We start from the raw sequence: 12,948 nt of genomic DNA, 5'->3' as shown, positions 1-12,948 counted from the left end.
GACATCGGGGGGTGTCATGGAGTTCGGGTGGCCGCTGCTGCGGCAGATCGCGGGCGCGGATCGCACGGCCCGCGGCCAGGCGGCGAAGTCGGCGCGGACGGCCGCGCTGCGGGCGCGCACCGAGACGGCCGACCGGGTGGTCAGGTCGGTGTGCCCGTACTGCGCGGTGGGCTGCGGCCAGAACGTGTACGTGCGCGACGAGCGGGTCGTGCAGATCGAGGGCGACCCCGACTCCCCCATCAGCCGCGGCCGGCTGTGCCCGAAGGGCTCGGCCAGCCTCCAGCTCACCACCGGCTCCGGCCGTAAGTACCAGGTGCTCTACCGCGCGCCGGGCGCGGCCGACTGGGAGCGGCTCGACCTGGCCACGGCCATGGACATGATCGCCGACCGGATCCTCGCGACCCGGCGCGAGACGTGGGAGCAGGAGCACGACGGCCGGCGCACCGCCCGCACCATGGGCATCGCGAGCCTGGGGGGCGCCACGCTGGACAACGAGGAGAACTACCTCATCAAGAAGCTGCTGACGGCGCTGGGCGTGGTGCAGATCGAGAACCAGGCGCGCGTCTGCCACAGCTCGACCGTGGTGGGGCTGGGCGCGTCGTTCGGGCGGGGCGGCGCGACCACGTTCATGCAGGACCTGCAGCACTCCGACTGCGTGGTCATCCAGGGCTCCAACTTCGCCGAGGCCCACCCGGTGGGCTTCCAGTGGGTGATGGAGGCCAAGGCGCGCGGCGCGGTGATCATCCACGTGGATCCGCGCTTCACCCGGACGAGCGCGGTGGCCGACCTGCACGTGCCCATCCGCGCCGGTTCCGACGTGGCCTTCCTCGGCGCGATCATCAACCACGTGCTGGAGAACGAGCTGTACTTCCACGAGTACGTGCTCAACTACACCAACGCGGCCTCGATCCTGCGCGAGGACTACCGCGACGCCGAGGACCTCGACGGCCTCTTCTCCGGCTTCGACCAGGAGGAGCGCACCTACGACCGGGAGACCTGGCAGTACGAGGGCATGACGGCGGTGCCCACGTCGGGCGATCGCGACCAGTGCCACGAGGGGCACTGGCCGCGCGACATGCCGCCCGGCCGCGGCGAGGTGCACGGCGGCACCGGCGCCCCGCTCGACGGCCGGCCGGAGCGGGACGAGACGCTGCGCCACCCCCGCTGCGTGCTGCAGGTGCTGCGCCGCCACTTCGCGCGCTACACGCCGGAGATGGTCGAGCGGGTGTGCGGGGTGCCGCGGCACCTGTTCGAGGAGGTCTGCCGCCACCTGACGGACAACTCCGGGCCCGACAGGACCGCGGAGTTCGTGTACGCGGTCGGCTGGACCCAGCACAGCGACGGCTCCCAGTTCGTCCGCGCGGCGAGCATCCTGCAACTGCTGCTGGGCAACATCGGCCGCCCCGGCGGCGGCATCCAGGCGTTGCGCGGGCACGCCAGCATCCAGGGCTCCAGTGACATCCCGACGCTGTTCAACCTGCTGCCCGGCTACATCCCGATGCCGTACGCGCACGAGAACGAGCGGCTGCGCGACTTCCTGCTGTGCGACGCGCCGCACAAGGGCTACTGGTCCAACATGCCCGCCTACCTGGTCAGCATGCTCAAGGCGTGGTGGGGCGAGGCGGCGCAGCCGGACAACGACTACCGCTTCGGCTGGCTGCCCCGGCTGACGGGCTCGCACAGCACGTACGACACGGTGCTGGCGCAGCTCGACGGCACCTGCAAGGGCTACCTGCTGCTCGGCGAGAACCCGGCGGTCGGCTCGGCCAACGCCAGGATGCAGCGGCTCGGCATGGCCAACCTCGACTGGCTGGTGGTGCGCGACTTCAACCTGATCGAGAGCGCCACCTGGTGGAAGGACGGCCCGGAGATCGAGACCGGCGAGCTGCGCACCGCCGACATCCGCACCGAGGTGTTCTTCCTGCCCGCGGCCAGCCACACGGAGAAGAACGGCAGCTTCACCAACACCAACCGGCTGCTGCAGTGGCACCACCAGGCGGTCGAGCCGAGCGGCGACGCCCGCAGCGACCTGTGGTTCATGTACCACCTGGGCCGCATCGTCCGCGCGAAGCTGGCCGGCTCGCAGGACCCGGCCGACGCGCCCGTGCTCAACCTGACCTGGGACTATCCGGTGAGCGGCGAGACGGCCGAGCCGTCGGCCGAGGCGGTGCTGGCCGAGATCAACGGCTGGGACGCGCAGGGCCGCCCGATGTCCGGCTACCAGTCGCTCAAGGCCGACGGCTCCACGACCTGCGGCTGCTGGATCTACTGCGGCGTGCGCGCCGACGGCGTCAACCAGGCCGCCCGCCGCAAGCCCGCCTCCGAGCAGGACTGGATCGCCGCCGAGTGGGCGTGGGCGTGGCCGGCGAACCGGCGCATCCTGTACAACCGGGCCTCGGCCCGGCCCGACGGCACCCCGTGGAGCGAACGCAAGCGGCTGGTCTGGTGGGACGCCGACAACGAGCGGTGGACGGGCCACGACGTGCCCGACTTCGAGGCCGGCAAGAGCCCCGGCTACCGCCCCGACCCCGACGCGCAGGGCATGGACGCGCTGTCGGGCATCGACCCGTTCATCATGCAGGCCGACGGCAAGGGCTGGCTGTTCGCCCCCGCCGGGGTGGTGGACGGCCCGCTGCCCACGCACTACGAGCCGCAGGACTCACCGGTGGCCAACCCGCTGTACGGGCGGCAGCGCAACCCGGCGCGCAAGGTGTATCCGCACGAGGACAACCGCTACCAGCCGAGCGGGGACGAGCCGGGCGCGTCGGTCTACCCGTACGTGGTGACGACGTACCGGCTGACGGAGCACTTCACGGCGGGCGGGATGAGCCGGTTCACGCCGTACCTGGCCGAGTTGCAGCCGGAGCTGTTCTGCGAGGTATCGCCGGAGCTGGCGGCCGAGCGGGGGCTGGTGCACGGCGGCTGGGCCACGATCGTCACCGCGCGCAACGCCATCGAGGCCAGGGTGCTGGTCACCGACCGGATGCCGTCGCTGCATCTCGACGGGCGGGTGCTGCACCAGATCGGGCTGCCGTTCCACTTCGGCCCGAACGGGCTGGCCAGGGGCGATGCGGCCAACGAGCTGTCGGCGATCTCGCTGGACCCCAACGCGCACATCCAGGAGGTCAAGGCGCTGTCGGCGGACATCCGCCCGGGACGCCGGCCGCGCGGCCCGGCGCTGCCGGAGCTGGTCAGGTCCTACCGGCGGCGCGCCGGGGTGGGCGCCGACACCGGAATGGAGCCGTGATGGCCTTCGACCTGGACGAGCGGCTCGACGAGAGCCGCCGGGTGGGCTTCTTCACCGACACCAGCATCTGCATCGGCTGCAAGGCGTGCGAGGTGGCGTGCAAGGAGTGGAACCAGGTCCCCGAGGACGGCCTGAACTTCACCGGCTGGTCGTACGACAACACCATGTCGCTGAGCGCCGACACGTGGCGGCACGTGGCGTTCGTCGAGCAGCGCCGGCCGCTGGGTCACCAGGAGCCCGGGGTCGGCGACATGGACTTCCGCTGGCTGATGGCCTCCGACGTGTGCAAGCACTGCACGCACGCGGCCTGCCTCGACGTGTGCCCGACGGGGTCGCTGTTCCGCACCGAGTTCGGCACGGTCGTGGTGCAGCAGGACATCTGCAACGGCTGCGGCTACTGCGTGCCGGCGTGCCCGTTCGGGGTGATCGGCAAGCGGGAGTCGAGCGGCACGGCGGCCAAGTGCACGATGTGCTACGACCGGCTGGGCGCCGGGCAGGAGCCCGCGTGCGCCAAGACGTGCCCGACCGACTCCATCCAGTTCGGCGACCTGGACGAGTTGCGCGAGCGCGCCGAGCGGCGGCTGGAGCAGGTGCGCGCGGCCGGGAACGACTCCGCCCGCCTGTACGGCCACGACCCCGGCGACGGCGTGGGCGGCACCGGCGCGTTCTTCCTGCTGCTGGACGAGCCCGAGGTGTACGGCCTGCCGCCCGATCCGGTGGTGGGCGGGCGCGCTGGGCGGCTCGCTGTACGCGCTGATCCACGACCTGGGCCGGCCCGAGCGCTTCCTCAACATGTTGCGGGTGTTCAAGGTGACCTCGCCGATGAGCGTCGGCACGTGGATCCTCAGCGCGTACGGCCCGCAGGCCGTCACGGCGGCGGTCGTGGACGTGGCGGGGCTGTCGCCCGCTCTGGGCCGGGCCGCCACGCTGGGGGCCGCGCTCACCGGGCCGGCGGTGGCGACGTACACGGCGGCGCTGATCTGCGACACGGCCGTGCCGGTCTGGCACGAGGGCTATCGCGAGATGCCGTTCCTGTTCGCCGGGTCGGCGGTGGCGGCGGCGGGCGGGCTCGGCCTGCTGGCCGCGCCGCTGTCCGAGGCGGCTCCCGCGCGGCGGGCGGCGCTGCTGGGCGCGGCCGTGGAGTGCGTGGCCGCCGCCCGGATGGAGCGGCGGCTGGGGCCGCTGGCCGAGCCGCTCAGGCGCAGCCGGCTGCTGCGGCTGGGCGAGGCGCTGTCGCTGGCGGGCGCGCTGACCGGGGCCACCGTGGGGCGGCGCAGCCGGATCGCGGCCGTGGCGGCGGGCGCCGCGCTGCTGGCGGGGTCGGCGTGCACCAGGTTCGGGATCTTCCAGGCCGGGATGGAGTCGGCCGGCGATCCCCGGCACACCGTCCAGCCGCAGCGCAGGCGGCTGGCCAAGGCGAGAGCGGAGCGTGATCTCACATGAGGAAGTTCGCCGGCTACCTGCCGTTCGCCGGCATCGTGCTGTTCGTCTGCGCGACGTCCTGGGCGGCCGGGCGGACGCGTCCTGACGGACTCTGGCACACCGCTGACCTCCCGCGCCGTACGATCAGCAGATGACCGAAAAGACCGAAACCACGCCTGCTTGGCTCGCACCGGAAGAACTCGAGTCGGTGCGGGGCCGGATGCCGATCCTCTACATCGACGCCGTGCCCGTGCGCGTCGATGACACCGGCGTGGTCACCCACGTCGGGCTGCTGCTGCGCATGCTGCCTGACGGCACGGTCAGCCGGGCGCTGGTCTCGGGGCGGGTGCTCCTGCACGAGCGGGTCCGCGACGCCCTGCTGCGGCATCTGGAGAAGGATCTCGGCCCGGTGGCGCTGCCGCGCATCCCCGTCTCCCCGCAGCCTTTCACCGTCGCCGAGTACTTCCCCACGCCCGGCGTCACGCCCTATCACGACCCGCGCCAGCACGCCGTCTCGCTGGCCTACATCGTGCCGGTGGCCGGTGACTGCCGGCCCCGCCAGGACGCGCTCGACCTGGTGTGGTTCACGCCCGAGGAGGCGGCCTCGCCGATGGTGCAGGAGGAGATGTCCGGCGGGCAGGGTGCGCTGCTGAAGCAGGCGCTGGCCCACGTCGGCCGCCTGACCTGAGGGGCGCGGCCGGTCAGGGGCGTTCGGCCCCGGCGCGTACCCAGTGGTAGAGGGGGTCGCCGGGGCAGGAGGTGTCGTAGCCGTCGCGGTGCCCCTTGACCTCGTGGCCGGCGTCGCCGTGCTCGCGCAGGTACTCGATGGCGTCCACCAGGGCGTTGAGCAGGTCGTCGTTCGGCTCCGTCAGCCCGGAGCTGCCGACCAGGGCGAGCACCGCGTAGTGGCCGGAGTTGAGGCCCGCGCCGTTGGCGGCCGGCAGGGCGTGGGGGCCGCGGCCCATGAAGGTCTCGCGGTGGGGGCAGCACACCATGTTGTAGCCCACGTCGATGTACTTCTCGCCGCGGCCTCCCGCCATGTGCATGCGCTGGATGTCCTGGACCAGGTCGACGCAGCGATCGTGGTTGCCGGCGTCGGCGAGGTCGGCGGGCACCTTGCCCCCCGTGTAGTGGATCTTGATGCCTTTCGTGGACGACAGCCGGACGTATTCGCTGGTCGTGACCCCCGCCGCGCCGTCAGCCGGTGCCCGTCAGCGTGATCGGCGCCGCGCCGCCCGTGTGCTCCCGGCGGAAGACGTGCGCGCGACCACCGGAGGTGAAGTCGGCCCGCGCGACGACCCGGCCGCCGTCCGGCGCGGGGAAACCGACCGAGATGGCCATGCCCGGCTCCACGCGGGCGACCGTCCGGGCCCGCCTGCGGCGTTTGCCGTCGAGGCCGAGCTCGACCTTGGTCCAGGGTGTGGCGGAGCCGTTGTGCAGGGTCACCACGACCTGGTCGCCGCTCACCTCGGTGCGCAGCCCGTACGGGATACGGGGGTCGGTCCCGATCGAGCGGTCGAGCAACTCCACCAGTTGCCGGGTGATGGCGGGCCGGGCGGCGGCCTGGTCGCGGCGCTCGCCCGGATCGTCGGTCAGGTCGTACAGCTCGATCCGGCCCTGCGGCCCGGCGCCTGCGATGTGCGGGGAGAACCTGACCACCTTCCACCGGCCCCGGCGGATGGCCTGGGCCTTGCGCGGGCGGTTCCACACCAGGTGGTGGTGCTTGGGCGCGCCCTCACCGGTGAGCAGGCCGCGGAAGGACAGGCCGTCGAGGTTGGCGGGGACGGGCGTCTCGGCCAGGTCCGCCAGCGTGGGCAGGACGTCCCAGAACGCCACCGGCTGCCGCTCCACCCGCGGGCGCAGCCCCGGCGACCAGGCGATCAGCGGCACGCGGATGCCGCCCTCGTACACGTCGCGCTTGTCGGCCCGGTAGGGGCCGTTGGAGTCGAACAGCCAGGGCGTCACGCCCTTCTCCCGGTGGGGGCCGTTGTCGCTGGTGAACAGCACGAGGGTGTCCTTCGCCAGGCCCGCGTCGCGCAGCGTCCTGACGAGTGCGGCGACGTCGGTGTCCAGCCGGGCCACCTGGGCGGCGTGGCGGCGGTTCGGACCGGTCCAGGGCTTGTTCTCGTACTCGCCGGCGTCGCCCGCGATGACGCTGGGCGAGTGCGGCAGGTTCGTGGCGAAGTACAGCAGGAACGGCTTGTCGCTGTCGGCCTTCATGAACTCGACGGCCCGCTGCCGGAACAGGTGGGGCGCGTACTTGGTGCCGCCGAGCTGCACCTTCTGCCCGTTGTGCCACAGGTACTTGGGGAAGTACTGGTGGGCGTGCTTGTGCGAGATGTAGCCGAAGAACTCGTCGAAGCCGCGCACGTTCGGGTGGGAGGGCTGGTCGGTCCGCTCGGGGCCGAAGCCCCACTTGCCGATGCAGGCCGTCCGGTAGCCGGACAGTTGCAGCAGTTCGGCGAAGGTCAGGTCCGCCTCGGAGAGCGCGAGCTGCGGCCCGCCCTCGGGGTTGTCCCGGACGGTGCTGTGCCCGGCGTGCAGCCCGGTCAGCAGGGAGCAGCGGGAGGGCGCGCAGAGCGGCGCCCCCGAGTAGGCGGCCTTGAACTGCACCCCCTCGGCCGCCAGCCGGTCGAGGTTCGGGGTGTGGATCAACCGCTGCCCGTTGCTGCCGATCTCACCCCATCCCAGGTCGTCGGCGAGGATGAGCAGGATGTTCGGCCGCGAGGGGATGCTGCCGCGGCGCGCGGCGGCCTCGGCGCCCGCGGGCAGTGCTGACGACACTGCCGCGGGCAGGGTGAGGCCGGAGAGAGTACCGGCGAGTAAAGCCCGGCGCGAAGGCCCGTTGATCACGAACGGCAACATATCGGAGCCTCGGGCGAATGGCGGGCAAATCGCAGGCGAACTCTGTCACAGAGTCGCAACCGGCGGGGCCCGCCGCCGTCAGCGGAGATACTCCCACGTCCGGCAGATGTCGTGCAGCTCAGCGGGGATCTCCTCGGGAGAGGGCAGCGGACGGCCGGCCACGACGGTGCCGGTGCGGATCTTGTCCCGCCAGTCGCCGATGCCCTTGACGAAGCCACCGTGGTCCTTCTTGCCGTAGTCCAGCATGATCGGCTCGAACTCGATGCCCAGGAACAGGCAGATCCGGCGGAGCTGGCCCTCGGGGTCGGCGGTCAGCTCCTCGTAGCGCACGGTCAGCCCCTCCAGGTGGGTGCGCGCCTCCTCCAGGTAGGTCATGTAGCTGAGCGTGCGCGGCACGGCCTCGGTCATGGGGCGCTTGACCGGGTCGGCCTCGTGCCACGACTGCACGATCGACATCGGGTGGCGCAGCAGGAAGACGAAGCGCGCGTCCGGCCAGCAGGTCGCGATGCGCCGCCAGGCGAAGACGTTGCTGGGCGTCTTCTCGCACAGGACCGGTTTGCCGCTGCGGGTCAGCTCGCGGTGCAGCAGCCGGTCCCAGACGAGGTGCTCGATGTCGCTGTGGGTGTGGCCGAGCAGCTCCATGGCCTGGCGTACGGGGTCGGTGCCGAGGCTCACGCCCATCCGCCGGAAGTGCGTCTCGATCGGCGAGTGCACCTGGGAGTGGCTGTTGAGCATGACGCGCAGCAGCGTGGAGCCGGACCGCACGGACGACAGCAGGAAGACCGGCTCGCGCAGCAGCCGGTCGTGCTCGGGATCGACGGGCGGGCGGACCTTGTCGCCGGGCAGCCGCTGCAGCTCCAGCGGCTCCTTCGGCGGCGGAGGCGTCTTGGGCGGCTCCTTGTGCAGCTTGCGCGTCAGCGTGTATCCCGTCAGGCCCTCAAGTGTCGCGTTGGCCCGGTACCTCCAGTTCATGGGGCTCCAAGGTAGGGCCGGCCAGTGAACCGCAGGTGAATCCGGCCTGTGAAGATGGACAAGGCTAGGCGCGTTCGACCCGCCGGTCGTGCACGACCGCGTACGTGTTGCGCAGCGCCTCCATCGACGCGTCGTACGACGCCTGCGCGACCCCCGTGAACAGGCAGTCCACCACCATGAGCTGGGCGATGCGGCTGCCCAGGGCGCCCGAGCGGAACCTGGTCTCGCGCGCGGCGGTCGTGAGCGTCACGTCGGCCGCGCGGGCCAGCGGCGAGTCGCGGAAGTTCGTGATCGCCACCGTGGCCGCCTCCGACGCGCGGGCGATGGCGAGGAACTCGACGGTGTCCACGGTGGCCCCGGTGTGCGAGACGGCCACCGCCACGCAGCCGGGGTCGAGGGTGGCCGCCGAGGTCCAGGCCGAGTGGCAGTCGTGCCAGTTGATCGCGGTACGGCCGATGCGGGAGAGCTTCTGCTGCAGGTCGAGCCCGACGAGCGCGCTGGCGCCCACGCCGAAGGTGTCGATCCTGCGGGCGGCCAGCAGGATCGCCACCGCCTCGCCCAGCGCGTCCATGTCCAGCGAGCGGGCGGTGTCGGCGATGGAGAGCGTCTCGTTCATCGCGACCTTGGAGACGATGCCCGCCAGGCTGTCGTGCCGGTCGATGTCGCCGGACGCCTCCGGCAGACGGGAGGCGGTCAGCTCCTCCCTGGCCACGGCCCTGGTCAGGTCGATGCGGAAGTCCTTGTACCGGGCGTAGCCCATGCGCTGGTAGAAGCGCACCACCGAGGTCGTCGAGGTGGCGCAGCGGGCGGCCAGTTCGGCGATGGACAGGTTGGCGGCGGCGGCGGGGGCGCCGACGAACATCTCGGCGATGCGGCGCTCCGACGGGCGCAGGGCGGGCATGGCGGCGCGGAGGCGGATCAGCAGGGTCTCGGGGTCCTCGCTCATGCTCACCTGTCCCTGTGACGGAAATAAAATACCCCAATGGTAAGGTCTGCGTAATTTTATGACCTACTGCCCTGAGGAGACCACATGCACCGTGGCGCCTTCTCCGCGGCCGGCATCGCCGCCGCGTTGTCCCTTGTCCTCACCGCCTGCTCGTCCTCCTCGGGCCCGTCCTCCTCCGCGCCCGCCGGGCAGAGCGGCGGTCAGGGCGGCACGCTCGTGGTCGGCGTGACCTCCGACCCCGACACGCTCTTCCCCTGGAAGGCCACCCAGTTCACCGCCGTCAACGTGCTGCAGAACCTGTACGGCACCCTCACCGAGTTCGACAAGGACCTGAACGTGGTGCCCGGCCTGGCGGAGTCGTGGGAGAGCTCCGAGGACGGCAAGAAGCTGACGCTCAAGCTCCGGCAGGGCGTCACGTTCGCCGACGGCAGCGCGTTCGACTCCCAGGACGTCAAGGCGTCCCTCGACAAGATCATGGACGAGAAGACGGCGGCCGTGGCCAGGGCCTCGCTGTCGTCGGTGAAGTCGGTCGAGGCGAGCGACCCGAACACGGTCGTGCTGGAGCTGACCGGCCCGGACGCCGCGCTGCCCGCCAACCTCGCCACGGTCAACATGGCCATGCTCTCCTCCGACGACACCGAGGAGAAGCTGACCGCCACGCCCAACGGCACGGGCCCGTTCACGCTCGGCAAGCGGGTGGCCAGCCAGTCGATCACGCTGACCAGGAACGACCGGTACTGGGGCGCGGAGAAGGCGAAGGCCGGCGCGGTCGAGTTCCGGGTGATCCCCGACGAGTCGTCCATCGTGTCGGCCATGCAGTCGGGCAACGTGCAGCTCGCGGTCTTCAACGACCCGCTGGTGGCGCAGACCGCCGAGGGCGGCGGCACCATCACCGTGGCCAAGACGCCGCAGCTCAACTACCACGCGCTCCAGCTCAACGCGCGGCGCGGCGACCTCAAGGACGTCAACGTGCGCCTGGCCGTCCAGTGCGCGATCGACCGCAAGCAGGTGCTCGACACCGCGGCGCTCGGCGAGGGCGAGGTGACCGGCCCGATCACCGCCCCGGCGTTCAAGTCCGACCCCGCGAAACGGCCGTGCCCGACCCGCGACCTGGCCAAGGCCGCCGACTACCTCGGCAAGGCGGGCAAGGCCGGCGGCGTGACCATCAAGACCATCGTGTCCCAGGGCGAGTACGCCACCTCCGTCAACGAGGCCCAGAACCTCAAGGCCCAGCTCGCCGAGGCGAAGATCAACCTGGAGCTGGAGGTGCTGGAGTCGGGCGCGTTCGTGGACCGCTGGGTGGCGGCCGACTTCGACGCGGCCGTGGCGCTCAACGGCGGACGTCCCGACCCCGACGGCTCCTACGGCCGCTACTTCACCGGCGACGGCAACCTGAACAAGGTGGCCGGCTACCAGTCCCCCGAACTGGACGAGCTGTTCGCGCAGGGCAAGGCCACCACCGACCAGGCCGCGCGCAAGGCGATCTACGACCGGGTCGGCGCCCACCTGGAGGACAACGCCGCCTGGATCTGGCTGTTCGCCGGCTACACCTACACCGCGACGACGGCGAACGTGACCGGCTTCGTGCCGATGGCCAGCGGGTCGCTGCAGTACCTGCGCACCACCTCGGCCGGATGAGACTGCCGCGCAACCGGGTGGTCCGGCGCGTCGCGGAGACGCTCGGCATCCTGTTCGGGGTGGCCGTGCTCGTCTTCGTGATGCTCAGGGCCATCCCCGGCGACCAGATCACGGCGGGGCTGGGCACCGAGGCCGCCGCGCTCACCCCCGCCCAGCGTCAGGCGCTGGAGCAGTACTACGGCCTGGACCAGCCGCTGCTCGCCCAGTTCTTCTCGTGGCTGGGCAACATGGTCACCGGCAACTTCGGCTACTCGGCCCGCTCCCAGCAGAGCGTGCTGGAGCTGACCCTGCACTCGCTGCCGGTGACGTTCGAGCTGGCCGTGCTCTCGATCCTGCTGGCGCTGCTGATCGGGGTGCCGCTCGGCGTGCTGGCCGCGTCGCGGACCGGCTCGATCCGCGACGCCGCCGGCCAGGTCGTGAGCCTGGCCGGGCTGTCGATCCCGGCGTTCCTGCTGGCCACCACACTGCTGTCGGTGTTCGCGGCGTCGTTCGGGTTCAACCCGAACGGGCAGGGCTTCGCCACCCTCTTCGAGGACCCGCTGCTCAACCTGCGGCAGATGCTGCTGCCCGCGATCGTGCTGGGCTTCGGCATCGCGGCCCCGATCCTGCGCACCACCCGCGCGGCGGTGCTGGAGGTGCGCTCGGACGACTTCGTGCGCACCGCCCGCGCCAAGGGCGTGCCGGAGCGGCGGCTGCAGATCAGGCACGTGCTCGGCAACGCGCTCGTGCCGATCGTGACCATGACCGGGCTGCAGTTCGGCTACCTGCTGGGCGGGGCGGTCGTGGTGGAGCAGATCTTCTCCGTGCCGGGCATCGGACGGCAGGTGCTGCTGGGCATCCAGCAGAAGGAATACGCGGTCGTGCAGAGCACGGTGCTGGTGATCGCGCTGGCGTTCGTGCTGGTGAACCTGCTGACCGACCTGCTCTACCGGGTCATCGACCCGCGGGTGAGGGCGTCGTGAGGCGCAGTCCCGCCGGGCTGGCGGGCATCGTGATCCTGACGCTGCTGGCGGTGGTGGCGGCGCTGTCGTACCTGGGGCTGCTGCCGTACGACCCGATCGCGCAGCATCCGCCGTCGCGGTTCCTGCCGCCGTCGGGCGGGCACCTGTTCGGCACCGACCAGTTCGGGCGGGACGTGTTCTCCCGGGTGGCGGCCGGGGTGGGCAACTCGGCGCTGATCGCGGTCGTCGCGGTGGCGTTCGCGACCGTGGTGGGCACGCTGGGCGGGCTGGTGTCCGGCTTCTACCGCGGCTTCGCCGACGGCGCGATCGGCGGGGTGACGAACGTGCTGTTCGCGTTCCCGCCGCTGCTGCTGGCGCTGTCGCTGGCATCGGTGCTGGCGCGCGACTGGTTCACCATCGCGGTGGCCATCGCCATCGTGTACGTGCCGATCTTCATCCGCGTCACCCGGGGCCCGGTGCTCTCGCTCAGGGAGATCGAGTACGTGCGGGCGGCCGTCGCCACCGGCCAGAGCCGCTGGCAGATCATGCTCCGCCACGTGCTGCCGAACATCACCTCGATCATCGTCGTCCAGGTGGCGCTGTCGTTGTCGTGGGCGGTGCTGACCGAGGCGTCGCTCAGCTTCCTGGGCCTGGGCACCCCGCCGCCCGCCCCGTCGCTCGGCTCGATGATCTACGAGGCGCGCAGCCTGGTGTTCATCGCCCCGTGGACGCTCATCGCGCCAGGCGCGGTCGTCGTGCTGCTGGTGGTGGGGCTGAACCTGCTCGGCGACGGCCTGCGTGACCTGCTCGACCCGCGGAACCGCGGCCACCGCCGCGCCGGCCTCGGGACTCGGTGACGGCGGTGACTTCGGCGAATCTCTCCGGGCCGGCGGCGGTCCCGGCGCGAGCGCCCGATC

General features: G+C 71.7%; 10 protein-coding genes and 2 pseudogenes. 8 read left to right on the top strand and 4 right to left on the bottom strand.

Annotated elements, in window-relative coordinates:
• The first annotated feature begins 16 nt into the window (after nucleotides 1-16).
• From fdh to FAF44_RS23355, 5 genes and pseudogenes are all read left to right on the top strand, one after another.
• A complete protein-coding gene (gene fdh / locus FAF44_RS23375) occupies nucleotides 17-3,247 on the top strand; it encodes a formate dehydrogenase (protein ID WP_237105365.1) in 3,231 nt (1,076 codons plus the stop codon).
• A pseudogene (locus tag FAF44_RS23370) lies at nucleotides 3,247-3,969 on the top strand (4Fe-4S dicluster domain-containing protein); the annotation flags it as partial. The gene fdh and the pseudogene FAF44_RS23370, both read left to right, overlap by 1 nt.
• Nucleotides 3,953-4,690 (top strand): annotated as a pseudogene (nrfD, locus tag FAF44_RS23365) (NrfD/PsrC family molybdoenzyme membrane anchor subunit); the annotation flags it as partial. The pseudogenes FAF44_RS23370 and nrfD, both read left to right, overlap by 17 nt.
• On the top strand, nucleotides 4,687-4,824 hold the full coding sequence (locus FAF44_RS23360; protein WP_237105364.1) for a hypothetical protein: 138 nt from the start codon (nucleotides 4,687-4,689) through the stop codon (nucleotides 4,822-4,824). The pseudogene nrfD and the gene FAF44_RS23360, both read left to right, overlap by 4 nt.
• Nucleotides 4,821-5,357 (top strand): NUDIX hydrolase family protein, encoded by a 537-nt coding sequence (locus tag FAF44_RS23355; RefSeq protein ID WP_237105363.1) that lies wholly within the window; start codon nucleotides 4,821-4,823, stop codon nucleotides 5,355-5,357. Before FAF44_RS23360 ends, FAF44_RS23355 begins: the two co-directional genes overlap by 4 nt.
• Before the next feature lie 13 nt (nucleotides 5,358-5,370).
• On the opposite strand, the gene FAF44_RS23350 is transcribed toward FAF44_RS23355, so the two are convergent.
• The 4 genes from FAF44_RS23350 to FAF44_RS23335 form a co-directional block, all read right to left on the bottom strand.
• Complete coding sequence (locus FAF44_RS23350; RefSeq protein ID WP_237105362.1) at nucleotides 5,371-5,784, bottom strand: peptidoglycan recognition family protein; 414 nt, start codon at nucleotides 5,782-5,784, stop codon at nucleotides 5,371-5,373.
• Nucleotides 5,785-5,866: 82 nt separating this feature from the next.
• Complete coding sequence (locus FAF44_RS23345) at nucleotides 5,867-7,453, bottom strand: arylsulfatase (RefSeq protein WP_237105361.1); 1,587 nt, start codon at nucleotides 7,451-7,453, stop codon at nucleotides 5,867-5,869.
• 159 nt (nucleotides 7,454-7,612) lie between these two features.
• Nucleotides 7,613-8,506, bottom strand: coding sequence for a sulfotransferase (locus FAF44_RS23340; RefSeq protein ID WP_237105360.1), 894 nt, complete (start codon nucleotides 8,504-8,506; stop codon nucleotides 7,613-7,615).
• A gap of 64 nt (nucleotides 8,507-8,570) precedes the next feature.
• Entirely contained in the window at nucleotides 8,571-9,452 is an 882-nt protein-coding gene (locus FAF44_RS23335; protein WP_237105359.1) for a MurR/RpiR family transcriptional regulator, read from the bottom strand.
• Between the two features lie 84 nt (nucleotides 9,453-9,536).
• Here FAF44_RS23335 and FAF44_RS23330 point away from each other — a divergent pair, with 84 nt between their 5' ends.
• The 3 genes from FAF44_RS23330 to FAF44_RS23320 are packed head-to-tail and all read left to right on the top strand — an operon-like array spanning nucleotide 9,537 to nucleotide 12,888.
• Nucleotides 9,537-11,090, top strand: a complete 1,554-nt coding sequence (locus tag FAF44_RS23330) for an ABC transporter substrate-binding protein (RefSeq protein WP_237105358.1) — start codon at nucleotides 9,537-9,539, stop codon at nucleotides 11,088-11,090.
• Nucleotides 11,087-12,052, top strand: coding sequence for an ABC transporter permease (locus FAF44_RS23325; RefSeq protein WP_237105357.1), 966 nt, complete (start codon nucleotides 11,087-11,089; stop codon nucleotides 12,050-12,052). Before FAF44_RS23330 ends, FAF44_RS23325 begins: the two co-directional genes overlap by 4 nt.
• Entirely contained in the window at nucleotides 12,049-12,888 is an 840-nt protein-coding gene (locus FAF44_RS23320) for an ABC transporter permease (protein WP_237105356.1), read from the top strand. Before FAF44_RS23325 ends, FAF44_RS23320 begins: the two co-directional genes overlap by 4 nt.
• Nucleotides 12,889-12,948: the final 60 nt, after the last annotated feature.

Source organism: Nonomuraea sp. MG754425 (assembly GCF_021699195.1).
In the GTDB taxonomy this organism is placed as follows: Bacteria; Actinomycetota; Actinomycetes; order Streptosporangiales; family Streptosporangiaceae; genus Nonomuraea.
The sequence above is the reverse complement of the archived record's forward strand: the minus strand, read 5'-3'. Positions and strand labels throughout refer to the sequence as shown.

Excerpts from the sequence above, each read along its gene's own strand:
- fdh (WP_237105365.1), top strand. The coding sequence starts at position 17 with ATGGAGTTCGGGTGGCCGCTGCTGCGGCAGATCGCGGGCGCGGATCGC.
- FAF44_RS23360 (WP_237105364.1), top strand. The coding sequence starts at position 4,687 with ATGAGGAAGTTCGCCGGCTACCTGCCGTTCGCCGGCATCGTGCTGTTC.
- FAF44_RS23355 (WP_237105363.1), top strand. The coding sequence starts at position 4,821 with ATGACCGAAAAGACCGAAACCACGCCTGCTTGGCTCGCACCGGAAGAA.
- FAF44_RS23340 (WP_237105360.1), bottom strand. The coding sequence starts at position 8,506 with ATGAACTGGAGGTACCGGGCCAACGCGACACTTGAGGGCCTGACGGGA.
- FAF44_RS23335 (WP_237105359.1), bottom strand. The coding sequence starts at position 9,452 with ATGAGCGAGGACCCCGAGACCCTGCTGATCCGCCTCCGCGCCGCCATG.
- FAF44_RS23330 (WP_237105358.1), top strand. The coding sequence starts at position 9,537 with ATGCACCGTGGCGCCTTCTCCGCGGCCGGCATCGCCGCCGCGTTGTCC.
- FAF44_RS23325 (WP_237105357.1), top strand. The coding sequence starts at position 11,087 with ATGAGACTGCCGCGCAACCGGGTGGTCCGGCGCGTCGCGGAGACGCTC.